Genomic DNA, 20,176 nt, shown 5'->3' on the forward strand with positions numbered 1-20,176 from the left:
CGGAACCGGTATTCCCAGCCGCTTCCGGGCATTCCTGATCTGCTCCGCCATTCCGAGCACCGATTCCCGCAACGCTTCCGTGTTCTCAATCCTGTGACGGCTGCCATCGCCGAGCACGATGAAACCATATTCCGGCCGCCTGCCGAGCTGGTCCTCAATCAGCAGGAAATACACGCCCATCTGCGCCCGGTGCGACAGATACACCCTCCAGGCGGATTTCCATTCCTCCGGAATCACTGAATCACCCTGCCGGATGATCCGGTCGGGCCTGCCGGTAAGCCCCAGCCGCTCTGAGGTGAGCGTCACCCGGTCGAGCGAAACGGTTCTGCCTTCCCCAAGCCCAACGCTTCGCCGCAATCCCTGGCCTCCAAGCAGCAGCAACAGCCCGAGGAAGAGCAGGCAGACGGCCAGGAGCAGCCCAAACTCAAGGCTCATCGCAGAAGCAGCCAGAGCAGGGCCAGAATCCCGATTAGCCCGGCAGCAACTATCCACCGGCCAAGGCCGATCGCAGGCTCCGCCACCCGCTTGACAGTCGCTTTTCGTTCATGATGCCGGGTTCCGGCCTGCATTTGTTCCTGATTTGCCGGCGGAATCTTCAGCCCATACTGCAACCGCCATTGCTCCGGGCAATATGCGAAGCAGGCGATTTCATGGGCAGAAACCAGATTACTCGGCGATTGACCGCTTGGCATGCCGCCTCCTCATGGTAGCAGAACGACTACTTTGTACACCATCACGAAAAATGCTACAATGCAATCGCCGCAAACGGATTGCGATTGCATCAACCCACAAAGGCGGCTCCCCATGGCCGAGAAGAAGAAACAGCATTATGTGTCGAGGTTCTACCTCAAGAATTTCAGCAGCCACGAAGGCAAATCGATCAACCTGTTCAACATTCCTTGTAGAAGGATAATCCTTAACGGCAATTTGAAAAACCAGTGCTATCGCAGTTACCTCTATGGCAAAGACGGAAAGGTTGAAACGCTACTTCAAAACATCGAAGGCCGGGCGGCCTTGATTATCCGCGACATCATCCACCGCCGTCACCTGCCGCGACCACAGACGGAGAAGCATTTCGAATTGCTTTCCATCGTTATCCTTCAGTGGGGCCGGACACTGGCAGCAGGAGCCGGCCTTAATGAAGTAGTCGATCAGCTATATCAGCACATTTTGAAGGAGCAATTCGCGGTATTCGCACAACAACGCGGTATTGCTAGGGAGCACCTAGAGGGAAGCACACTCGGCTATGACGAACCTGAGCGAGTTTCCGTATCGCTAGCGGTCCAGGCGATCCCGGCGGCGATGGATTTGGGGTTTAAAGTGCTGGAACGGAAAACGTCTGTCGAATTCATCACCAGCGATAATCCAGTGCTGCTCTATAATCAGTTTGGCCACGGAAGGGTTCCTGGCAGCTCAACCGGGTTTTGCTCGCAAGGCATCCAGATATTCCTTCCTCTCAGTAAGGATCTCACGCTCCTTATCTACGACTCCAGCACCTACAAAGTGGGGGATCGCAGGCAGCATTTCGTCTCCATCAACGAACGTGACGTGCGTACCCTGAATCTGCTGCAAGCGATAATCGCGCGAGAAAACCTTTACTTTGCATCTGCTTCGGCCGAATCGGAGGTGCGATGCACGGCTCGCCGTGCCTTGGCGAAGCGGGACATCTCGCAAAGCGGTTTACGCGTGGTGCACCAGACCAAGACCGCACAAGTGATTCACTCGTACCGCAAGGATGTGAACAACCAGGTGAAATTTGGGTTCAACAAGCTTCTGCGTGATTCGGCTGTAGCACTCAATGGTCATGTGCCGTTTCGCAGACATGCCCAGCAAGGTTCCTCTGAATCTTCAGAAGCGTTCTACGCAGGAAGGACGAGTTTCGTCAATCTGTCAGAAGAGGGCGGATTTCCCAGGCGGATATAATCTCCGATTAGATGAAGTCGCCAATGAAATCTCCTATCTACCCTATTTCCCCCAAGTCAAGGGCAAATCGTTCTTCTTACTTGACTTTTTGGCTTTTTGGAGCGATACTAGTCTCTAGACCGCTGGACAGAAGGGCGTGCGAATAGCCAGCCCCGCTTGATTGCAAAGTCGAGTCCGACCCGGATGGGTTGGATAGCCTGGAAACAGGTAAGTGGTTCGCCCCAAGACACTTATGTGTCGGAATAGGCCCGAAAGGGCCTATTTTTTTGCCCTGAGCTTTAGCTTAGCCGGGGGCGTGGGCGGTTCCGTTCCAGCCTACGGTTTGGTCGCTTGCTTTGCATACGCAGCGTGACCAGGTGGGCAAACCGCACGTGCCCGTAGGTATTGATCGCCTTTTCGTCGCACGGGTAAGCGGTCCGCACCCGCATGTCTAAATCCACAGGCATCTTCTTCACCCGGTCCAGGCTGAAGATAATGCCGTAGAGTACACGGTTTCCCAGATGATCCACGGTGGGAATGGCGGCAAAGTTGTCGCTCTCGATCACCCAGATTTTCTGCCTGCCTTCGATCGCCTCGCCGATCAGCTCTCTAAGCCGAAGTGAGTGCTGATACCGCTCCTGGCAGAACAGCCCGCCCGGCCGCGTGCTGGCCGGATAACGTAACATCGAGTTCTCACCGTATTCCGCATCTCTCGTGAAGCAGTGATCGCTGAAGCTGATGGCGATTTGCCGCGTCACGTTTGAAGAATCTGCGACTTCGACCTGATATTCATCGAGGTGCGTGAATTCGTATGTAACCCCCTGATAGGCAAAGGGCGGCCAACTCTGCTTTTGGAAATACGGACCACTCATACAGCGTTTTTGCAAATCCTTTATGATTCTTCTGTTACGATACAAACCGGGCATCCTATCGAACGAGCCGGCCAATAGCAATCTCTCCCAGCTTCAACCTGCCATGCATGGGCGCTTCTCTGCTGCTATTTTTGAGAAAGACGCACGCGAACCCCGGCGGCGCGACCAGCACAATCACCGCAACATGAACACATCAGGCATAAACTTGATTATCAGACCGTGGAGCCCCGGGGCTGAAAGCGGGTAACCACCCCGCCGGGTCGCTCAGCTCCTTTATCTGATAACCAACGCCAATCCGCTTCCGGGCTGTGCCACGCCGTTTCAGGCTCTGCTGAACCAGTTTCCGGGCTTCCGCCTCATCGCGGGCCAGATAGCGGATGGTGCGCCCCCCTGCCCCAATCCGCCCGTAAGTCACATCGACCAGCCACTCGCCGAACAGATCGGTTCCAGCTTCCAGCCGGTAGGCTCGCTGATGCCCCCTTTCCGGATTGGAGGCTTCGAGCATCGCATAGAAACGGTTCATGGCCGGGCTCCTTCTCGATTGCTGGCGGATCGCCCCTGCCCTAAAGCCGGAATCCGGCGGTTTCCATCTCATCGTCGTCCGGAGGGTCGGTATAGCCCACGAGAGTCCGCACCAAATGATCGTAGTTGCTCGAAGTCGCCTCCTCCCGTACTGCTTCGATTTCCTGATCGCTCCAGCCTTGCTCCCGAGCAGTCGCGGCGAACGCCCCGAGCAGGCTGTATGCGTTACCGTCGATACCGACGAGATTCAACCTAACCTTTTCCATGCAATCACTCTCCCAAATTGTTTCATAATCAAACTACGCGATCCTGTAAACAAAACGCTCGTTTTCTTTACAGAAGATGGCAACCAGGCCGCCGGGTCGATTTCCCTTGCATTTCGGTGTAAAGTAAGCCAGTCAGGAAATCAAGGTAAAGTTACAGCCGCTTCCCACAAGTTTCTTAACAAACCAGCAGCGTATACCGCAATATTTGTTTACATAATCTACATATTATGACATTATCTACTATATGCGCGAAATTACACTCTCCACCCGGATCAATGGCGAACTGGCCGAGCAGGTCGAACATCTGGCCACAGCCCTCGGTCGGAGCAAGTCCTGGCTGCTCCAGCAGGCGCTTGAATCCTATGTCACCTCGGAACGTCAGTTTCTGGATGTCATCCAAGAAGGGATCGATGCCTACCATGCCGGGCAAGTGGTCGATCATGCCGATGTGGTGGCTGAGGTGCATCGCCGCCGACATTCGCGCCTTTCCTGATGCGCCTGCGCTGGACCACGCTTGCTCAGGCCGATCTTTTCGAGATTTCCGATTATCTGATGGATCGCAATCCGCAGGCAGCCATCGCGGTCGAAGACCGCATTCTGCTAGCCGCCGAAGCTTTGCTGACATTTCCCCGGCAGGGACGACCCGGCCGCATCGCACACACGCGGGAGCTGGTTCTGTCGGGATTGCCCTATCTGATCATATACGGAGAAGCGCAAGGCGAAGTGGTGCTCTACCGTATCGTCCATGCCGCCCGCGATATTGCCTCCTGGGCATTGGAGGAACTCGAGTAGCCCCATTGCCAGGGGGATTGCCATGAAAATCGGCTACGCCCGCGTTTCGACGATTGAGCAAAACCTCGACCTCCAGCAGGATGCCCTGAAGCAGGCTGGGTGCGAAAAGATCATCGTCGATAAGGCCAGCGGCTCGAGGCGTGACCGCATCGGCCTGGAGCAGGTGCGGGAGCAGCTACGGAAAGGCGATGTGCTGGTAGTCTGGCGGCTCGACCGGCTTGGGCGATCGCTCAAACACCTGATAGAGCTGATGAACGAGCTGGAAGAGCAGGGGATCGGCTTCCAGAGCGTCACCGAAGCCATCGACACCACCACGCCCGGCGGCAAGCTCATCTTCCACATCTTCGGGGCACTGGCGGAATTCGAGCGGAACCTGATACGGGAACGCACCAGGGCGGGCTTGGAAGCAGCCCGCGCCCGTGGCAGGCAAGGCGGCAGGCCGAAGAAGAAGGATGCAAAGCAGCGGGCGCTGGCGGTGCAGCTCTACGAGGAGAAGAAACATTCGGTTGGGGAAATCTGCGCCATGCTCGGAATCAGCAGGCCGACTCTCTATGCGTATATTCGTGAAATATCCACCAACTGAAGCACCGACCGACTGTAAGCCGGTGGGTTCAACGGTCGGCTACAAGCCCGACAGTATGGCGGGGAAGAAAGACCGACCACTCCTCACCACCCGATCGGCCGAGCCAGACGGATCGGCATCCTCCAAACAACGGCTTCCGAAATGCGATGCCTCCTGTGACGTACTGATGCCATCGCCTGGAAGGCGAGAGAGTTTAGATCCCAGGAATGGACATCAAATTCTAGTTGCACATGCCTTTGTAAAAGGTTTGAAGCTGGACCTAAGAGACTGCACTTTGCAAGAACTGACGGTTGGCCGACGGCTCGGGTCTTGAAGGATCCCTCGCAGGAACCGATACGGAGACGGTTGCCTCAGACGTACAGGTTACTAGGGGCGGTCGCTCTCCCGCCCACCATCCAATCGGGCATTCATCCAGTGGAACGTCATTTTATGTCTTTTATCAATACTTTGATCTTGTCTTCCGGATCGTTCTCCTCCCGCTTGCTCCAATGAGCACTAGCCTTAAGCGTATATTCGCTTTGAGGTTTGGGTGTTTGGACCTCAATTCCGCATTCGTAATGGTAATCTCCTATTTTTTCAAACTTGGCAGGAAACGATTGGAACTGGCCTGCAGCAGCGGCACCCTTGTAGAAATCCACATAAACCCTTTTAGGCAATTCAGATTTTTCTGGGATCAGGATATTGATTTTGCATGTGTATGTCTGTCCTGGGCGAAGTGTTTCCCCGTCCTTCGGGTCGACAATCTTGATCGAAACTTCCTGAGGCAAAGCAGGAGGGACGTGTGGGTCCGAATCACTCCCGCTGCAACCAATCAATGGGATAGTTAAGGCAGCGAGGCAAAAATATGACCTCAAGGCTTGTTCTCCTGTTAAATGATCGACTGCCTCACTTCGACTGTTCAAAATGCGAGAAGAAAGACAGTCAGCCGAGTTGATATTCGTCAAGCATTATAATATGAGTATGTCATTCTATCGATTTAATAAACTCAACGAGTGCCCAATCTGCTGGTGAATTACCAAATGAATATGGTAGATACATGACTTCTACATAAAATTCATTGGTTTCTCCTGGGGCAGAGGACACTGGCGGGGCTGTCATGAAAATGACTGACTGCTCTGGAAAGCCGTCAGAATCAAATGTAAGCGGGATGTCAGCAGATTCTCCAGAAAGGACATTGTCACTTTTCCGACGAATTTGAACGTAAACTTTGTCGCCTGGTTCCATTGGGTTACCATGATCGTTGAAGATATTCCAATCAACTTCAACTCTGAATTGAGTTAATTGTAAGAATTGGCTTCCTGGAGAAGGGTAAGATATTTCGAAGCACCCAAAATCCGATTGGATAGCTTGCGCATGACTTGTGATGGGAAACTGTAGGATAATAAAGCTCGCAAGAAGAGCATGCAGAGAGATCTTGGCGTTTTGCATCCTTAAAGTCCTTATGTCTCGGGAGATCGAGGTAGAGTGGAACGAAAATCGAGCTGTGCGTGAATCTGTTATCTCGGCTACCCACGAAGTCGAGAATACGAAAGCATAAGCCGTCGCAACTTTTGAATGACTCCAGGCATAATGATTTAAGGGGCAAATTAATGCTGGGTTAAGAGCTTATGAGTATCTAGAAGTCCTCTGAAACGAGTTCGCCACCTGACCGTGTACCAATGGCTTTCCATATCGATGGATCGATATTCTCGCTAATCCTGGAAACATGCCCATCCGCGAACAAAGAGTGGACAAATGGTCCATGTTCGCTGCCTGCGGTCCATATGCCGCTATCCACTAGCGACTGGTTTTTACAACTGTTTAATTTAGGGTTATTTAAGTGATTATATAAAGTTTCTGAGTAATCTCCTTTGATCCAGTATCCCCCTTTTTTTGCGGAGATTTGGCTCTGAGAGTTTATGTCCATTGAATTGCATTCCCGCAAAAGATCGCCTGGCCAATCATCACCAGAATAAACTCCAATTGTTGAAAATACAACTCTATGCCTGAATGAGGATTGGCTATTTTGAACATACCCCGAAGTAATTTCGGAAAACATAATCGTCGCATTCATTCCATCTCTGATGCTTGAAAATGTGATGGCTTGATTGCGCCCTTGTGAAAATAGCCCTTCTAAATTTGGTTTAAGCGAACTGATTCCCGTGTTTCCGGCGTAATTAACTCCAGGCACATTTGGCATTTCGAGGGCAGGCTGACTTGGACAGGTGAATAAGTTGATTTTTGAATATATAGAAGTTCTGTTCGAGCGATTGGATTCCTGTGGAAATGAACTGAAATTAATAGAATTGAAGATTGGCAATTCCTCGATGTACGGCAATATCATTGCGTGAGCAGAATATGCTCTTAATCCATTTGATCCCGGAGGGAGGACGCCTGTGGTTCCTTCATATTGTTGAATAGCGACTCCAATTTGTCGCAAATTATTCGCGCAAGCTGAACGGCGAGATGCTTCTCTGGCAAATTGAACCGCCGGAAGTAATAACGCAAATAACAACCCTACAATTGCAACAACAACGAGAGCTTCGATTGCTGTAAACCCAGTTTTTACGCGTAAATTAGGATTCATGCTGCCATCTGCTTCGTTGCTTGTGACGTTGCATTACCACACGTTGCATGAGCAACTTATAAAGCGTTACTTCGGCTGTCAAGTGCCAAGAATAATAATTAGGTTGTTTCAAATTTTGAGCTTGTACGGTTCAATCTGCACTTTCCCAGAAGTGACGAGCGTCATGCCACCCTCTGGACCACGCCCTCCAGGAGCGGACGGAATATCTCCAACCACGGCACCGGGATGCCGATCCGCTGAAATTCCTCCTCGATCATCATCCACCGCAACACCTTGCGTCGATCGGCGTGCGATGGCCGACGCTCCGGATCGTCCCATGGGCGGTCCGTTCGGTCGCTCAACTGCTCCACCGGGCGGCCCCGGCGTCGGGTTGTGATGGATGCCGGCCCCTTGGACCTCGGGGCCGTAGCGCTTCGTCGGCGAATCGTCGAGCACCAGCAGCGATCGCCCCTGCGGATCGATGTGGCGTGCCGTCAGGTCGCCCAGGACCGTGGCGATCTGATAAATCACTCACCAGATGATTCCTGCTTTTTCAGTGGGTGTCCAGCATCACGGAACCGCAGGCTATTCGGATACGCAGCTACCCGGATAGCCTGCTACTCACTATTAACTCCTGCTATCCCCGCCCTGCTCTATCCCGCAGTTACCGGCACTTTGGGGAACTTTCCGCTTAGCCATTTCCGGTGCTGCCCGGCACTTTGAGGTATCGCTTTACCGCTCCGGCCTTGTGCCTTTTGCCTCTGGATACCTCGACAAGCCATCCTCAGGCACAATTTCCCCGGGAAAGATCCCTATTCTTCCCTTCCCTGACCATCAACCTGCCAAATCAATCCCGCCCAATGCCATGTTCCGAGTGCCGGAACATTGAGGTACGGCCGGATAACCCGAAGCCTGCTCCCGGCACTTCAGGGTACGCAGCGGCTCCAGGCTTTTGCTAGCCATCGGCACTTTGAGGTACTTACTCGGCACCTTGAGGTACTGAATCAGGCACCTTGAGGTACTGCTTCCGGAACCTTGAGGTACGCCTCTCGGCACTTTGAGGTATGGTTTCCGGCACTTTGAGGAACGAAAAACGACCAAGATTTTTCCGTAAGTATCTGTCATATAAAAACTTACGGTAATCCCATTTCTTGCTAGACTATTAGACTCTGTTAGACTATGAAAGACAACAACACGAATGAAATCCGGTTGGTGGTGTTTTTTATCGCGAGCTAGTTTATGGAATCAGAAGAACAATTCCCCACCGTCCCTGCCCCTCAAAACACGATTCGCGTTGAAACTGCCATCTCCCGTTATCCCGTCCATCGTCTGGCCCGGAAGGGCAGCATCAAGATCGACCTGACCAAGGAGAATATCCCGGGCGAAGGCTCCATTCACTGGAAAGTCAGCTACAACAGCGAATATGGCCAGCCGGGTCCGCTTGCCTACAAGCTCGATACGCTCATCATCAACCGGCGTATCGAAGAAGCCCGCCGTCCCATCCCCCGGATGCTGAAACTAGGGTCGCTCAGCGACATCTGCAAAGAGCTGGGGCTTGCCGATAGCGGAAAGAACCGGAGCCACATCAAAAAATCCCTATTCCAGAACGCATTTGCCGGCATTACCGCAAAGACGCTTTACCGCCTGGCCGATGGCACTGAACGATCACTCGAAGCTGGTTTTACCCGCTACAGCGTCATCCTCACGGGTGAGAAGCTACCAGACGGGCGCAAGGCCGATGGCGTCTACATCATCCTGAACGACACGTTCATTCAGGTAATCAATGGCGCAATGACCCGGCCGCTTGATTACGACTACCTGAAAAGCCTCCCCCCTGCCCCGCAACGTTTCTACGAACTGCTCAGCTACCAGATGTATGCGGCGCTTCGCTACGACCGGCCGCGAGCCAAGCTCACCTATTCCGAGTTCTGCGCCCATGCCCCGCAAACCCGGCACTTTGAGTGGGAGCGTGCCCGCCTCCAGATGTACAAGGTGCACCGGCCGCACCTGCAATCCGGCTACATTGCCGGTGTGGATTATCAGGAAACCGTAGATGCGGACGGTAAGCCCGATTGGGTGATGCTCTACAAACCCGGAACCAAGGCCCTGACAGAATTCCGGGCATTCAACAAGCGCGGCGGCCCCAACGTCCTTGAAATCGAAGCAATTGAGCCGATACCGCCGGTTTATATCCCGGAAATCACCGTACTCGAGCATGAGCTGATTGCACGCAATATCACGCCCGCCATCGCTTCTGAGCTGGTACGCTGCAACCCGGAAGAGAAAATCCGGGCACAGATGGAGCGGATCGACTGGCTCATCGAGAAAAAGCCCGCGAAAGTCGAAGACCCCGCCGCCTATCTGGTCGGAGCCATCCGAAACGATTATGCCGCCCCTAAGGGATTCGTCTCCAAAGCGGAGCGGGAACGCCGTTTGGATGCCAAACGGAAAAAGGAACAGGAAACCCGGGAAGCCAAGCGAAAGGAACGCGAGCAACAGGAGCGCGAGCAGGCTGAAATCGAACTGCTTGACGCTTACTGGAAAGGTCTGAGCCCAGAGGATCAGGCCACACTTGATGAAGCCGCCCGCAGCCAAGCCGATCCTGAAATGCTCCAGCTCGCTGAAGGTCCAATGAAGCGAATCGGCCAGACGATGTATCGCCGGGCCCATATCCGCAAACTCCTTCAGGCCGAAGGAAAACTTGCCACTTTGGACGAAGCCTTATTCTAAAGCTTAGAGAAGCCCGCCAGAGGCAGTTCCGGTACTCTCAGGCGTTTTCCCCCTCCCCTCACTCCCTACGGCTTTCTGAAAGCCCTCAGCGGCATTCTAAGCAGCAATCACTACCCATTCCTTATCACCCATCCATGAAGGCCGGAGGAATGAACCCCCGGCCCGGTGATCGCTCACCCTTGGCGGTCATCGGCTTCCCAGCCTGTACCGCGATCATGAGCATAGCGCTTCGCTCACCCTTGTCAAAATATCCCGGGGTTTGGGGCAGCGCCCCGAAAGCTGTAAACGGGCAGCTCGGCCGAAAGCAAAACCATCGCGGCAACTTCTGCTGACACCCCCGGCTACCGCCGGGCCGCATGCTTTCGGGCTCCGCTTCGCTCCGGTCGCGCATTCGCGCGACGGCCAGCCGGCCCCCTTTCGCCCGCTGGTGCGGATTATATCGAGCGGCCTATCGGCCGCACATATTCGTGATTGAGGGCTCGGGATCGGAAACAGAGGCACGGCCGAAGCGGAACCGGTGACGCGGCAGCCCGCCATCTGGCCGGTGTGGTGTGCCTCCGTCCCCTTCTCCCTCGCCTGCTAATTATAGCCCCTCCGGGGCAGGGGACCGCAGGCGAGGGAGAAGGGGACGGAGGCACAGAAGCAGGAGGGAAATACTATCTGTTTATCGGATGGTTACCCGAATAACCAGCTAAGCGGATATCCGGAAATTCGGCTAGCCAGCTATCCGGGTTGCTGCGTATCCCAAAGTGCCCCCCCTGCCCTATCAGGCCGCTTCATCGCCTGCCGTCTGTTCATACCCGCCACGGTCTGACACGACGAATCTCCGGAGCGATTCGTTGATCAGTTTTTCAACCAGGCCGGAACGGTCGAAACCCATCATTGTCGCGTGAATGTCTAAGCGTTGTGATGCTTCGACTGAAAGATGGATTGTGCATTTCACCTTTTTAACCGGTTGCCGGCTTACCGTTTTAGCGGCTGACCGCCTGCGAGGTTTACCCGTTACCGGTTCAGGGTGCTCTCCATCCATAGCGGATTGACTCCTTGAATCCCGGCCGTTTCGCCATTCTGCCATCTAGAAGGCAGACCCTAAAAACTCAATCGGCTTCCCCCCTGCCCTGCTTCACAGCATTTCAAACCCGGAGAACTGCCTATTCAGCTAGCCGGATACGCAGCTTGTCGAATACCCGAGGATGCAGCGACCCGGCTAGCCAGTGATGCGCTGCACCGCGTATCCGGGGAGGAAGCTATCTGGTGTTCTGAATAGCCGGATACCCGGCTAGGCGGATACGCCATTTGATTTCAACCACTTGCGGAGCAAATCCTCAACCAAGGTGCTGTAATCCAGGCCGTCGATATCCAGCAATGCCCGGTCTACTTCCCGGCGGAGGGCCTTCGGAACATAGGCATTGGCCTGGCAATATTCCGGGTTGGTACGCTTACCAGTCACCGGCTCTGTCTTGCGCTTTACCGGAGCCGGTTTCGGCTTCCGTTCTTCAGAAGGAGCCGGTTCCGGCGGGGCAGGGGAGGGGGGTGGCTCAATCGCCACCGGCTCCGGAGCAGGCGGTTGCGTCACCGGTTCCGTTGCGGGCCCGCTATCCTCATGCTTCGCAGTCTGCTGGGCGAGCCTGGCGAAGAGGTTTTCTTTCTTGCTCGCGTTCATGCTACCAGCTCCTCGCCGACCCGGACATAATCCTGCCAGCAGATTTCCGCACGCTGCCCTTTGAGCTGATTGACGATCATCCCCCGGAGCGAAGCCTGTTTGAACACCTTGGCTTCACGAATGCCGGATGCGAACAGTGGATAGCCATTGGCATCGAGCATAGCCCTCGCATCTTCGCCATCCCGCTCGGGGTAGGGGGGTATGATCGTGATCAGCACTTTGAACTGGCCAACACCCAAACCCTTCAGCATCTCCACAGTTGCCATCAGAGCCTCGATCGACATCGCATCCGGAGTCGTCGGGATGACCATAAGGTCGCACCCCTCGGCGAGGGTTTGCAGCTCGCCTTTGTCGGGCCGGGCTTTGGTGTCGAACACAACGTGTTCGTAATCCCTGCCTACTTTAAGCGACTGATTGACATCCACCACCCGGAAGGGCAGGCCGTTTTCGCTACGCGCTTGCCAGCCGGTGGCCGATTTATTTGGATCATTATCCACGAGGAGTGTCGGGGCGAGCGTTTGTAAATAGGCTGCCAAATGTATAGCGGTGGTCGTTTTTCCCACGCCTCCTTTCAACGATGCAACCGTGAGTATCATGACCGTCTTCGTCCTGTGTTCTGTTCAGTGCTAGCCGCATACCCGGATACGCAGCTAGCGGGTTATTCAGCTAGGCTATTACCTCAATCCAGTTGGCCTGGCAAGCGGAATCTGAAAAGCGGCTATCCGCCTATCTCGCTACGCGGATAGCCGCTTTTGTGCAGGATAAGTCAACGCTTGCGGCGGAAGCGGCTTTTCAGGATGTGACTCCCACGCGAGGAGGCAACATGCTCCGCCTGGCCGCTTTCAATTTGATTGATTGCCCCAAGTACGAAGCAGGCGACCTCTGGCAGGCGTTTCTGCCTGTCCGAATCGGGCGGGAAGAGCAGTCGTTCGAGGATTTGCCGGGCGGCATGCATGGCAACGCTGTAACGAAGATCAGGCATGGCATGGTTCCGGAAAGAAGGTAGGGAAAGAGCCATCCTTGCCCAAGCATGATGCTCCCTCTTGGCGCATCATCGGAGTTATGATATAAGTCGAAATGACTTTGGGTTTGTGGGGTGGTATGGAACTGTTACGGCGATTCAAAAGACGAAAGCAATGCTCCGGCGGGGATGCATCGCCGCCCGTACCGGCGAATGAGAACTACCGGATGCTGGATGACGGAGAATCGCCGCTCGAGGTGCTGCTCTGGATCGATCAGATACGGCAGGAGATGCGCGAAGAGCTGGCCGCCGAGCCGGAGCTGCTCACCTGCCCGAAGCACCGGAAAATCCGGCGTGAGGTCGATGCGATGGAAGCCTGTTTCCACTGGCAGCAGGCGCAGTGGAATTAGCGTCCCGGCCCATCCCGGCCACGGCCGCGTTCAATGGCCTTTCGCTGCTGCCGTTCCTCCACCGGCTTGACCCGGCCCCGCTTCAGCCCGTATCCGCTTCGCTCGCCACCGGCCGCTTTCTCCAGATCGATCTTTTGCCGCCAGATGCCTGGCTGGTCCTGCTCCGGCGTTGCAGGTTTGTCCGGCCGGGCATCCTTGCCCGGAACCGGTTTCTGCACCTGTGCCGGCCGTTTCCCCCGCATCCGTTCGATTAGTTGCCTGATCAGCGTCCTGACCGCCATCAGGGTTTGTCTCCGGTTGAAAGGGGAGGGGATTACCGGTTCCGCCGCCGCTCACGCTTCCAGACTTCGTAGAGGAATTCGCCGAGCATCCGATCGGTGAGCAGGGCGCAGAAGCAGGCGATGAAGATGTAGACAAACAGGTTTCCCGGATTCATGGCTGTGCTCCGTTTTGGGTCGAGGAATGGTTTTGCCCGGAGCCCAGGCAGGCGGAATCCTTTCCGCCTGCCTGCAAGGCTTCGAGCTCTGCCCTGGCCACCCGGTAGAATTCGCGGTCGGCATCGATCCACTCTTCTTCCCGAAGCACCCCCTGGATCACATGCCGGCAATTCCGGGCGATCCGGATCGCCGCTGCATGAAGCTCCGGCTCCGCCGGCCGGCTGGTGTCGATCATGGTTTTTTCTCCGGGAATGCCGGTTCCGGCCGTTCTGCCGGGCAGGGAGGGTTACCCCCGTAGGGCACGATGCCGTTTTTGCTGGTCAGTACCCGAATGGGGAATACCCGCCTGGAAGCACCCGGCATCCGCTCCAGCTCGCAGGCGGCCGACCAGACCAGCCGTGTGCCGACTCCGATGAAGCAGGCCGATACGATGAAGGAAGCCGGCACATAGATAGCGGCCACGCCGAGTACGACGCAGGCAGCGCCATGCACCGCTTTCGAGCGTGCCCATCCGGGCAGGTTGGGCGATGCCGCCCCGAATCCGAGCAGCAGCGCCGCCGCCGAAAACAGCGCCAGCTCGAGCACGAGCAGCCTCTTTGGCGGGTCGTAGCCGAACATTGCCACCATCAGGCTGCCGGCCAGCACCGCCGCCATCGACACGACGCATGAAATCAGGAATGTTTTATTCACTGGAACCCTCCCGGGCTGGAGCCAAACGGATACTCTTCCTCGGAATCCCATCGAGTGCGGTTTTCCTTCCGTTCCTCGCGGAAAGGCAGCTTCCAGCCTTCCCGCTCATCCTGGAACGCTTCATTCACGCCCTGGAAAAACTCCTGGCCACGCTGCCGTTCCTCCTCAGGCGGCCGCAGTTCCCAGCCCAGCAGATAGAGCGGGATGGCCAGCAGGAAGCCGCCGATGCTGAAAATCGCCCCGAGGCTTATGCCGCCGAAGATGAGCGAAAAGATGGTGTGCCCGACCACATAGCGTGTGATCCAGCCCCAAAACGTAGGTGCGCTTGCAACACTGCCTTCCGCCGCCGGCCGGCGGAGCGCAGTTTTGACGGTGCTCATTACCGGTATCGCGGCCGCTCCGGTGGCGGTGGCAACGGTGCGGGCGGTTCCGCCCGCACTGGCCGCCGCCTTCCGCACCGGCATGAGCAGTCGGTTCGAATCTTCCTCCGACCATGATTCCAGCCGCATCCGGAGCCGGAAAAGCCTGATGTGCAGCGTGCTGGCCAGATAGGCAAAAACAATGAACAGGGCGAATCCGCTCCCGCATACCGCCCAGCCAATGCCGGTGACGGCGAGCACGATCACCGGCTCCGCCGGCCCGGCCCAGCTCTGGGAAACGGCCTGGTCACGTCGAGGATGCTCAATCGACCAGCGTGCCCAGCCCTGCACCCAGGCCGCGATAAACATCATCAGCCAGATGAAGAGGAGGCTGATTCCGGCAATTTCCTTTCCGACGCTCGGCTCGGAAATCGTGAACACCTGGAGGAAGACGGGGAATGCAATGATAATCCCGATGCAGGTGAGGATGCCGCCGCCGGCACCCGGGAACGTATTCAGCCGGTAGGCGAGCACCCGGTAGGGCCCGGCAAATGGCAGCATCAGGCCGGAGAGGAAATCGATCAGCGCAAGCCCGAGCACAATTCCGGGCGATTTCCGGTGGGTATTTCCCGTGCCGAAAGTGGCCGGCATGAGCGGTTCCGATTCCCCTAGGTCAATGGGAATCGGTTCTGGATCGACTGGCTGCCGAACCGGATTACAAGCCCGCGAAGGCGGATTCTGCGGCATGATTTCGCTCCTGAATGGGTTTGAGAAGGAGCGGCCATCCCTGGCCCTGGAAAAACAATCAATTGGCAGGCACATCAGCCCATGGCCCGTCTGCCGGTTTGTGGCCGGAATCCGTATCCGCCTGCGAATCCGTCCCGGCACTGCCCCAGAGCATGAAACCGATGATCGTGGCATAGAGAACCGCCGCCGCCATCAGGCAGGGCGGATGAATCGGCCGCAGCCGATGCAGGATGGACCGGATCGCCCGGTGCACGGTTTTTTCACTCCTCAACTCGAAGGAAAGCGGGAATGGGCCCTCCTGGCCCGGGAAATCATCCTGATTCGAAAATCACTGCTCAGCTGCGCTCCAAACCCCGTTTGGGCGCATCTCTCGCCACCGCCGCCCGTGCGGTGGCCTGCTCCCTGGCATCGGGCCGGCGGATGCTGTGCAGGCCCAGATCGCCGCGATAGGCGTTCGACTGGCTGAACAGCGCCGCCCCCATCTCGTAAGCACCCAGCCGGCCCTGCCGGGCCAGCTCCTGCTTCATCTGGCCGGGAGCCGATGCCAGCGATCGGCCGAGCGTGCGGCCGATCAAAGCGAGTGATTTGCGGATCATGGAACTTCTCCTTAAATCCTGAGATGGATCGACACGGAATCCGGTTAATAACGCTGCATGCGTTCATTGAACGCCATGCCTTCGATCATGGCATCGCTTGCGATGTCCCACCGCCTGCGGTCGCGGGCGACGAGCATCGCGATGCTGAAGGCATTGCAGCAGGCGCTCAGTAGCAGGAACTCGCCGACGATCCGGCTGTAGGGTTCGATCAGAACCATCAGCCCGTAGGCCAGGCCGAGATCGAACAGCGCACCGCCCAGCGGGCCGATGCGCGGAATAACGATCTGCACCCAGCTCTTGCCGATGAAGCGGGTGTGACGGATCGAGCGGTTCACTTTTGTGAGAAACCAGCGGAGCGGATAGGCGATGCCCATCAGCATCCAGGCCGGGCCGATCCAGGGATCGATGTGAGAGAGTGGCACGGGGGAATCGAGCCCGGAAATCTCCACAAACAGCGGGAAACCGAACAATGTGCCGATCAGCCCGACCGCCCCGAAATGCTTCTTCCCTTCGACCAGCGGCACCCGGAGCAGCACCTGCACCGGGTAGGAAAGGGCGGTCAGCACCATCAGGAAGAAGCCGATCAGCGCCCCGGTTTCCTCGCTCCACTGGCTTGGCCGGCCGTATTTCAGTTCAGACAAATCAGAGCCTCCTTCGCAAATCGAGGGTGCGGAAACGGCCGCCTTCGATCAGCACGCACATTCCGGTCGGGAGCTGCGTGAAAACATCCGATCGAAGAACAGGCAATTGTTGCTGTGACCATTGCGCCCCGCCGCCAACCCCGAGCAGGTCGTCGGCAAGGTTGCCGGTCATCTGCTGCCTGCCGCCCCAGCCGCCGCCGGAGGTGGTGATCTGGAGCGAATTACCGAACAGTTTCGAGTAATGCTCATTCGTGCGAACATTACTGTTTCCGAAGGCGAGCGTTGTTCGGTGATTGGATGCGAAGCTCAATGCTTCGTGCTCGCTTTTCGTGGAGCCGCCGAGGCTCCGAAACAGCATGTTGTAATCCTGAGCAGCATCGATATGAGCACACATCTGCGATCTGGATGTGAGCTGGCACTGCAAATCCCACTCGCCGTGCAGCAGCAGGCCGCACTCGTCGCGGACGATGACCATCGGGAGGGAAATCCCTTCCGTACTCCGTTGCAGGCAGTGGAGCTGGGTGAGCATGGTGAAGGCGGCCTGGAACAAACGTCCGGACAGCCCGTTGATCTGCACCGGAAAATCCAGCGCGACAATCAGTTGCTGCTCCTCGATCAGATCCGGCGTGATGACCGTTTCGCCGCTCAAGGAGTCGCGGAACGGTTCAACACATAGATTTCCGACGACATTCTGGATTTGCGAGGTGATCGCCCCGATGGCCTTATCGCCCAGCGAGGGCAGGGTATATCGCAGGTAATCGGCCGCCCGCTGGAAGCGGTGCTTTTCATCGGGCTGCTGGAATTTTTCGGCCGCCCGGATCACGACGCCGCAGGCGGTGTGGTTGTAGAAATCTTCGGTGACTTCTTCCGGCGATGCCGGAACGGAACTTGCGATCAGATCGACATCGACGATCGATGCGGTTCCTTGCGCGATCAGGGCCAGATCGATACAGGCGTGCATACACCTGGTCGTGTGTGCCTGCCAGTAGAGCTCCCCCTGATTGGCCGAGCCGGCCGCGTTCTGCGATATTTCACACAGCCGTTCGAGGAATTGCGTGGTGACGGAAGTGTTGAACCGCTTCGTTAAATAATCGAGCAGGTTGATGACGGGCTGGCCGGGCCGGAGCCTGATGAACCTGTCGAGGGCCCCCACCCTCCGGGCCAGGGCTTCCATCTGGTCGGCCTCATCGACTTTCACACATGCGATCACCATCGGGCAGCGAAACTGCATGAGCTGGCCGAGGATGGATCGCATGGCGGTGGATTTACCGGAGCCGATGCCTCCGGTGATCATAATGCCACTGCTGACCGATGAGAGCGGAAAACGGGCATCGCCCAGCCGGATCATCGGCTCACGTTTTCTGAATGGGTTCAGGATCAAATTTCTTCTGTTCCTCCGGTCTGACAGGTGATGGCAGGCCGGGCAGGCGGCGCACGCTGAGCCGCGCCCGGCCTGCCGGGATAAGGATTCATCGCATCGCCCGGATTCACACCCGGGCGGTGGAACGCAGTTCCTGGGCGAACTGTTTCAGGTTGATGCCTTCGCCTTGCGCCTGCCGGGCACGCTCGGCAAGGCTTGCCAGCAGGCTGGCGAGTTCCTCGAGGCTGAGCCGGTTTCCGGCAAAGCCGATGCTCACTTCCCCGAATTTGAGGGAAAGCTTCGCAGGCTTCGGCTTCCCCCGGCCTGGCCGGTTTTTCACTGCCCGGATCACATCGTCGCGGGTCATCGAGTTACCGAAATTTTCGGCAAGCTCCATTTGCGCCTCGTGCGGCAGGTGCGACAGCTCATATCCGGCGGTCTTGGCCAACTGGCCGCGATCGACCATCTCGAGCAATGGCCGGGCGAGTTTGAGCAAAGACAGGCTTTTGCTCACCGTTCCGGCCGAAATCCCAAGCCTCGTGGCCAGATCGCCGGCCGTGATGCCCAGCCGGTCGATCAACTGCCGGTAGCCATTCGCTTCCTCGGAAGGCAGCAGATCGCTCCGGGCGAGGTTTTCGACCATCTGGAGGCACTCGGCTTCACCGGGCGGCAGCGGCTCCGAAAACACCCGGGCCGGCACGGTTTCCAGCCCCAGTTCCTTGGCAGCCGCCAGCCGCCGGTTCCCCCAGATCGCAAAGAAGCACTCACGCTCCGGATCGGCCCGCAGGCCAATCGGTTGCAGGATGCCCCGGTCACGGATGGAGGAAATCAGCCCCTCAAGCTGATAAATTTTCCGGAAATTATTCGGGTCCAGATGTGCTTTCGCGGTCGGCACATCGGTAACAGGCGGTAACTCGATCACGGAAAACCCTCCGGTTTGAGGACGCATCGGGCGGGCTTCGCCCGAATCCGGAGGTTCTGAAGCTGGTATTCATCGCTGATCGCTCCTTGTTTTCGTGAATGGCCTGCTCGAGGTGACTGGCCGTAACCGAAGCCGGCGGCTGACGGTGGCCGCTGTGGAATTCTTCCGGTTGCGGCGAAGAAAGAATCGCTTGAAGCTTCATAGCATGATGCCTGATTGTCAAAGAGCCTTCGGCGCGTACCGGGAGCGCCGGCGATGCAATCGCTCGCCGCTCCGCTCTGGATGAGATTTGGTGGCTATGAGCCCATGTTAAAACGGGCCGAAAACGTGATTTCCCGGGTCGGGGCTGAAGCCCCGGTCCGGGTGGTGTTCAGGAAAACTTGGAGCCGCACTTATTGCATTTCCAGTTTTCACGGAACTTGTCGGCAATCTTGGTCGCCACCCACACGCCAGCACCAACCACGGCCACGCCCGGATTGTGACGGGCGCTGTGAACCACGCCGTGTTCGAGGCTGTGCGTATTGATCTTGTTGCCTTTGACCTGATCAGACCCGCATTGCGGGCAGGAGGGGGCGTAGGATTGACGGCTCATAACCATGAATCTCCCGCGACACCGGCCGAAGGCACTGCGGAGAACCCCTCCGCCGGATCGTGCCTTGCCGTGCCGGGATTGAAAATACCATGGCTATGCCGAAGGTCACGCATTGCGCCGAAGTTGCGCGGAAAGCCTCATTAGGAAACTGACGAAATCCTAAAGGCTTTTGCCGGAATACTCTTGCGCCTGATCAGCGGCCTGCTTTTCGATGGAGCGGGCAAGTTCCTTCGTGTGACTTATACCGCTGGCCAGGCCATACCTCTCATAGTCTTGGGCAAGCATCCGGATCGTTTCATCGCGGTCGCAGCTATCGTCTGCATATGGATCCGGTCGTCCTAAGTGCTTTGCAAACGCCTGTTCTGCAAGCCGCCGCTCAGCGTCCATCATTGCATAAACATTGTCAAATGCAGAGTGAACGAGATCAAGGTTTGGCTGGTGCGATTTGTTGTGCATCCTCTTAATCGCATAGCTAGCGGCTCCGAGCTTCATCTCATCGCTCGGAAAGGTTAAACGCGCGTGGTCTAGTTTTGGCTCATCTTTCACGGGGAAACTCACTTGATGAGCCAATATCATTCATGAAGAT

Annotated in this window: 30 protein-coding genes; 7 read left to right on the top strand and 23 right to left on the bottom strand. The window is 56.7% G+C overall.

Features of this window, described 5'->3' with window-relative positions; translation table 11 throughout:
- Both AB1L88_RS25720 and AB1L88_RS25725 read right to left on the bottom strand, forming a co-directional pair.
- The coding region (locus tag AB1L88_RS25720; RefSeq protein ID WP_367099579.1) for a Dna2/Cas4 domain-containing protein at positions 1–435 on the bottom strand (435 nt) is incomplete at its 3' end.
- Complete coding sequence (locus tag AB1L88_RS25725) at positions 432–692, bottom strand: hypothetical protein (protein ID WP_367099580.1); 261 nt, start codon at positions 690–692, stop codon at positions 432–434. The genes AB1L88_RS25720 and AB1L88_RS25725, both read right to left, overlap by 4 nt.
- Positions 693–804: 112 nt before the next feature.
- Here AB1L88_RS25725 and AB1L88_RS25730 point away from each other — a divergent pair, with 112 nt between their 5' ends.
- Positions 805–1,923: a DUF4238 domain-containing protein gene (locus AB1L88_RS25730; protein WP_367099581.1), complete on the top strand. Its 1,119-nt coding sequence runs from the start codon at positions 805–807 to the stop codon at positions 1,921–1,923.
- A gap of 278 nt (positions 1,924–2,201) precedes the next feature.
- Here AB1L88_RS25730 and AB1L88_RS25735 read toward each other — a convergent pair whose 3' ends face one another.
- The 3 genes from AB1L88_RS25735 to AB1L88_RS25745 form a co-directional block, all read right to left on the bottom strand.
- Positions 2,202–2,849, bottom strand: coding sequence for a hypothetical protein (locus AB1L88_RS25735; protein WP_367099582.1), 648 nt, complete (start codon positions 2,847–2,849; stop codon positions 2,202–2,204).
- 118 nt (positions 2,850–2,967) lie between these two features.
- Entirely contained in the window at positions 2,968–3,297 is a 330-nt protein-coding gene (locus tag AB1L88_RS25740) for a WGR domain-containing protein (protein WP_367099583.1), read from the bottom strand.
- A 40-nt stretch (positions 3,298–3,337) separates the two neighbouring features.
- Positions 3,338–3,562 carry a hypothetical protein gene (locus tag AB1L88_RS25745; protein WP_367099584.1) on the bottom strand — a complete coding sequence of 75 codons (225 nt, stop codon included), beginning with the start codon at positions 3,560–3,562 and terminating at the stop codon, positions 3,338–3,340.
- A gap of 244 nt (positions 3,563–3,806) precedes the next feature.
- Between AB1L88_RS25745 and AB1L88_RS25750 the strand changes: the two genes are divergently transcribed.
- The 3 genes from AB1L88_RS25750 to AB1L88_RS25760 are packed head-to-tail and all read left to right on the top strand — an operon-like array spanning position 3,807 to position 4,937.
- Positions 3,807–4,055 carry a ribbon-helix-helix protein, CopG family gene (locus AB1L88_RS25750; protein WP_367099585.1) on the top strand — a complete coding sequence of 83 codons (249 nt, stop codon included), beginning with the start codon at positions 3,807–3,809 and terminating at the stop codon, positions 4,053–4,055.
- The gene (locus tag AB1L88_RS25755) at positions 4,055–4,354 is read left to right on the top strand and encodes a type II toxin-antitoxin system RelE/ParE family toxin (RefSeq protein WP_367099586.1); all 300 of its coding nucleotides are present in this window, start codon (positions 4,055–4,057) and stop codon (positions 4,352–4,354) included. The genes AB1L88_RS25750 and AB1L88_RS25755 overlap by 1 nt, the downstream gene beginning before the upstream one ends.
- 22 nt (positions 4,355–4,376) lie before the next feature.
- A complete protein-coding gene (locus tag AB1L88_RS25760) occupies positions 4,377–4,937 on the top strand; it encodes a recombinase family protein (protein ID WP_367099587.1) in 561 nt (186 codons plus the stop codon).
- 422 nt (positions 4,938–5,359) lie between these two features.
- Here the strand turns inward: AB1L88_RS25760 and AB1L88_RS25765 are convergent, their stop codons facing one another.
- The 4 genes from AB1L88_RS25765 to AB1L88_RS25780 all read right to left on the bottom strand — a co-directional run bounded on the left by AB1L88_RS25765 (position 5,360) and on the right by AB1L88_RS25780 (position 8,013).
- Positions 5,360–5,791 carry a hypothetical protein gene (locus tag AB1L88_RS25765; protein ID WP_367099588.1) on the bottom strand — a complete coding sequence of 144 codons (432 nt, stop codon included), beginning with the start codon at positions 5,789–5,791 and terminating at the stop codon, positions 5,360–5,362.
- Between the two features lie 109 nt (positions 5,792–5,900).
- Positions 5,901–6,365 (bottom strand): hypothetical protein, encoded by a 465-nt coding sequence (locus tag AB1L88_RS25770; RefSeq protein ID WP_367099589.1) that lies wholly within the window; start codon positions 6,363–6,365, stop codon positions 5,901–5,903.
- Positions 6,366–6,552: 187 nt separating this feature from the next.
- On the bottom strand, positions 6,553–7,503 hold the full coding sequence (locus AB1L88_RS25775) for a DUF1559 domain-containing protein (RefSeq protein WP_367099590.1): 951 nt from the start codon (positions 7,501–7,503) through the stop codon (positions 6,553–6,555).
- A gap of 108 nt (positions 7,504–7,611) precedes the next feature.
- Positions 7,612–8,013, bottom strand: a complete 402-nt coding sequence (locus AB1L88_RS25780; RefSeq protein WP_367099591.1) for a hypothetical protein — start codon at positions 8,011–8,013, stop codon at positions 7,612–7,614.
- Between the two features lie 708 nt (positions 8,014–8,721).
- Here AB1L88_RS25780 and AB1L88_RS25785 point away from each other — a divergent pair.
- Positions 8,722–10,212, top strand: a complete 1,491-nt coding sequence (locus tag AB1L88_RS25785) for a hypothetical protein (RefSeq protein WP_367099592.1) — start codon at positions 8,722–8,724, stop codon at positions 10,210–10,212.
- A 1,279-nt stretch (positions 10,213–11,491) separates the two neighbouring features.
- Here AB1L88_RS25785 and AB1L88_RS25790 read toward each other — a convergent pair.
- Together AB1L88_RS25790 and AB1L88_RS25795 are read right to left on the bottom strand one after the other, a co-directional pair.
- The gene (locus AB1L88_RS25790) at positions 11,492–11,875 is read right to left on the bottom strand and encodes a hypothetical protein (protein WP_367099593.1); all 384 of its coding nucleotides are present in this window, start codon (positions 11,873–11,875) and stop codon (positions 11,492–11,494) included.
- Positions 11,872–12,471 (bottom strand): ParA family protein, encoded by a 600-nt coding sequence (locus tag AB1L88_RS25795; protein WP_367099594.1) that lies wholly within the window; start codon positions 12,469–12,471, stop codon positions 11,872–11,874. The genes AB1L88_RS25790 and AB1L88_RS25795 overlap by 4 nt, the downstream gene beginning before the upstream one ends.
- A 227-nt stretch (positions 12,472–12,698) precedes the next feature.
- Between AB1L88_RS25795 and AB1L88_RS25800 the strand changes: the two genes are divergently transcribed.
- Positions 12,699–12,881: a hypothetical protein gene (locus AB1L88_RS25800; protein WP_367099595.1), complete on the top strand. Its 183-nt coding sequence runs from the start codon at positions 12,699–12,701 to the stop codon at positions 12,879–12,881.
- 182 nt (positions 12,882–13,063) lie between these two features.
- Positions 13,064–13,246: a hypothetical protein gene (locus tag AB1L88_RS25805; RefSeq protein WP_367099596.1), complete on the top strand. Its 183-nt coding sequence runs from the start codon at positions 13,064–13,066 to the stop codon at positions 13,244–13,246.
- Here the strand turns inward: AB1L88_RS25805 and AB1L88_RS25810 are convergent.
- The 12 genes from AB1L88_RS25810 to AB1L88_RS25865 form a co-directional block, all read right to left on the bottom strand.
- Positions 13,243–13,527, bottom strand: coding sequence for a hypothetical protein (locus AB1L88_RS25810; protein WP_367099597.1), 285 nt, complete (start codon positions 13,525–13,527; stop codon positions 13,243–13,245). The genes AB1L88_RS25805 and AB1L88_RS25810 overlap by 4 nt on opposite strands.
- A gap of 32 nt (positions 13,528–13,559) precedes the next feature.
- Positions 13,560–13,682, bottom strand: coding sequence for a hypothetical protein (locus tag AB1L88_RS25815; protein ID WP_367099598.1), 123 nt, complete (start codon positions 13,680–13,682; stop codon positions 13,560–13,562).
- On the bottom strand, positions 13,679–13,918 hold the full coding sequence (locus AB1L88_RS25820) for a hypothetical protein (RefSeq protein WP_367099599.1): 240 nt from the start codon (positions 13,916–13,918) through the stop codon (positions 13,679–13,681). The genes AB1L88_RS25815 and AB1L88_RS25820 overlap by 4 nt, the downstream gene beginning before the upstream one ends.
- Complete coding sequence (locus AB1L88_RS25825; protein WP_367099600.1) at positions 13,915–14,373, bottom strand: hypothetical protein; 459 nt, start codon at positions 14,371–14,373, stop codon at positions 13,915–13,917. Before AB1L88_RS25825 ends, AB1L88_RS25820 begins: the two co-directional genes overlap by 4 nt.
- Positions 14,370–15,479, bottom strand: coding sequence for a hypothetical protein (locus tag AB1L88_RS25830; protein WP_367099601.1), 1,110 nt, complete (start codon positions 15,477–15,479; stop codon positions 14,370–14,372). Before AB1L88_RS25830 ends, AB1L88_RS25825 begins: the two co-directional genes overlap by 4 nt.
- 58 nt (positions 15,480–15,537) lie before the next feature.
- Complete coding sequence (locus AB1L88_RS25835; RefSeq protein WP_367099602.1) at positions 15,538–15,732, bottom strand: hypothetical protein; 195 nt, start codon at positions 15,730–15,732, stop codon at positions 15,538–15,540.
- Positions 15,733–15,814: 82 nt separating this feature from the next.
- On the bottom strand, positions 15,815–16,075 hold the full coding sequence (locus AB1L88_RS25840) for a hypothetical protein (protein ID WP_367099603.1): 261 nt from the start codon (positions 16,073–16,075) through the stop codon (positions 15,815–15,817).
- A gap of 44 nt (positions 16,076–16,119) precedes the next feature.
- Positions 16,120–16,716 (bottom strand): hypothetical protein, encoded by a 597-nt coding sequence (locus tag AB1L88_RS25845; protein WP_367099604.1) that lies wholly within the window; start codon positions 16,714–16,716, stop codon positions 16,120–16,122.
- 1 nt (position 16,717) lies between these two features.
- Positions 16,718–18,097 (bottom strand): hypothetical protein, encoded by a 1,380-nt coding sequence (locus AB1L88_RS25850; protein ID WP_367099605.1) that lies wholly within the window; start codon positions 18,095–18,097, stop codon positions 16,718–16,720.
- Between the two features lie 106 nt (positions 18,098–18,203).
- On the bottom strand, positions 18,204–18,998 hold the full coding sequence (locus AB1L88_RS25855; protein ID WP_367099606.1) for a ParB/RepB/Spo0J family partition protein: 795 nt from the start codon (positions 18,996–18,998) through the stop codon (positions 18,204–18,206).
- A gap of 370 nt (positions 18,999–19,368) precedes the next feature.
- Entirely contained in the window at positions 19,369–19,590 is a 222-nt protein-coding gene (locus AB1L88_RS25860) for a hypothetical protein (RefSeq protein ID WP_367099607.1), read from the bottom strand.
- Positions 19,591–19,749: 159 nt separating this feature from the next.
- Positions 19,750–20,136, bottom strand: a complete 387-nt coding sequence (locus AB1L88_RS25865) for a hypothetical protein (RefSeq protein WP_367099608.1) — start codon at positions 20,134–20,136, stop codon at positions 19,750–19,752.
- Positions 20,137–20,176 lie beyond the last annotated feature (40 nt).

The organism is Tautonia sp. JC769 (genome assembly GCF_040717455.1).
Lineage (GTDB): Bacteria > Planctomycetota > Planctomycetia > Isosphaerales > Isosphaeraceae > Tautonia.

Excerpts from the sequence above, each read along its gene's own strand:
- AB1L88_RS25725 (WP_367099580.1), bottom strand. The coding sequence starts at position 692 with ATGCCAAGCGGTCAATCGCCGAGTAATCTGGTTTCTGCCCATGAAATC.
- AB1L88_RS25730 (WP_367099581.1), top strand. The coding sequence starts at position 805 with ATGGCCGAGAAGAAGAAACAGCATTATGTGTCGAGGTTCTACCTCAAG.
- AB1L88_RS25740 (WP_367099583.1), bottom strand. The coding sequence starts at position 3,297 with ATGAACCGTTTCTATGCGATGCTCGAAGCCTCCAATCCGGAAAGGGGG.
- AB1L88_RS25745 (WP_367099584.1), bottom strand. The coding sequence starts at position 3,562 with ATGGAAAAGGTTAGGTTGAATCTCGTCGGTATCGACGGTAACGCATAC.
- AB1L88_RS25750 (WP_367099585.1), top strand. The coding sequence starts at position 3,807 with ATGCGCGAAATTACACTCTCCACCCGGATCAATGGCGAACTGGCCGAG.
- AB1L88_RS25755 (WP_367099586.1), top strand. The coding sequence starts at position 4,055 with ATGCGCCTGCGCTGGACCACGCTTGCTCAGGCCGATCTTTTCGAGATT.
- AB1L88_RS25760 (WP_367099587.1), top strand. The coding sequence starts at position 4,377 with ATGAAAATCGGCTACGCCCGCGTTTCGACGATTGAGCAAAACCTCGAC.
- AB1L88_RS25770 (WP_367099589.1), bottom strand. The coding sequence starts at position 6,365 with ATGCAAAACGCCAAGATCTCTCTGCATGCTCTTCTTGCGAGCTTTATT.
- AB1L88_RS25775 (WP_367099590.1), bottom strand. The coding sequence starts at position 7,503 with ATGAATCCTAATTTACGCGTAAAAACTGGGTTTACAGCAATCGAAGCT.
- AB1L88_RS25785 (WP_367099592.1), top strand. The coding sequence starts at position 8,722 with ATGGAATCAGAAGAACAATTCCCCACCGTCCCTGCCCCTCAAAACACG.
- AB1L88_RS25790 (WP_367099593.1), bottom strand. The coding sequence starts at position 11,875 with ATGAACGCGAGCAAGAAAGAAAACCTCTTCGCCAGGCTCGCCCAGCAG.
- AB1L88_RS25795 (WP_367099594.1), bottom strand. The coding sequence starts at position 12,471 with ATGATACTCACGGTTGCATCGTTGAAAGGAGGCGTGGGAAAAACGACC.
- AB1L88_RS25800 (WP_367099595.1), top strand. The coding sequence starts at position 12,699 with ATGCTCCGCCTGGCCGCTTTCAATTTGATTGATTGCCCCAAGTACGAA.
- AB1L88_RS25805 (WP_367099596.1), top strand. The coding sequence starts at position 13,064 with ATGCTGGATGACGGAGAATCGCCGCTCGAGGTGCTGCTCTGGATCGAT.
- AB1L88_RS25810 (WP_367099597.1), bottom strand. The coding sequence starts at position 13,527 with ATGGCGGTCAGGACGCTGATCAGGCAACTAATCGAACGGATGCGGGGG.
- AB1L88_RS25815 (WP_367099598.1), bottom strand. The coding sequence starts at position 13,682 with ATGAATCCGGGAAACCTGTTTGTCTACATCTTCATCGCCTGCTTCTGC.
- AB1L88_RS25820 (WP_367099599.1), bottom strand. The coding sequence starts at position 13,918 with ATGATCGACACCAGCCGGCCGGCGGAGCCGGAGCTTCATGCAGCGGCG.
- AB1L88_RS25830 (WP_367099601.1), bottom strand. The coding sequence starts at position 15,479 with ATGCCGCAGAATCCGCCTTCGCGGGCTTGTAATCCGGTTCGGCAGCCA.
- AB1L88_RS25840 (WP_367099603.1), bottom strand. The coding sequence starts at position 16,075 with ATGATCCGCAAATCACTCGCTTTGATCGGCCGCACGCTCGGCCGATCG.
- AB1L88_RS25860 (WP_367099607.1), bottom strand. The coding sequence starts at position 19,590 with ATGAGCCGTCAATCCTACGCCCCCTCCTGCCCGCAATGCGGGTCTGAT.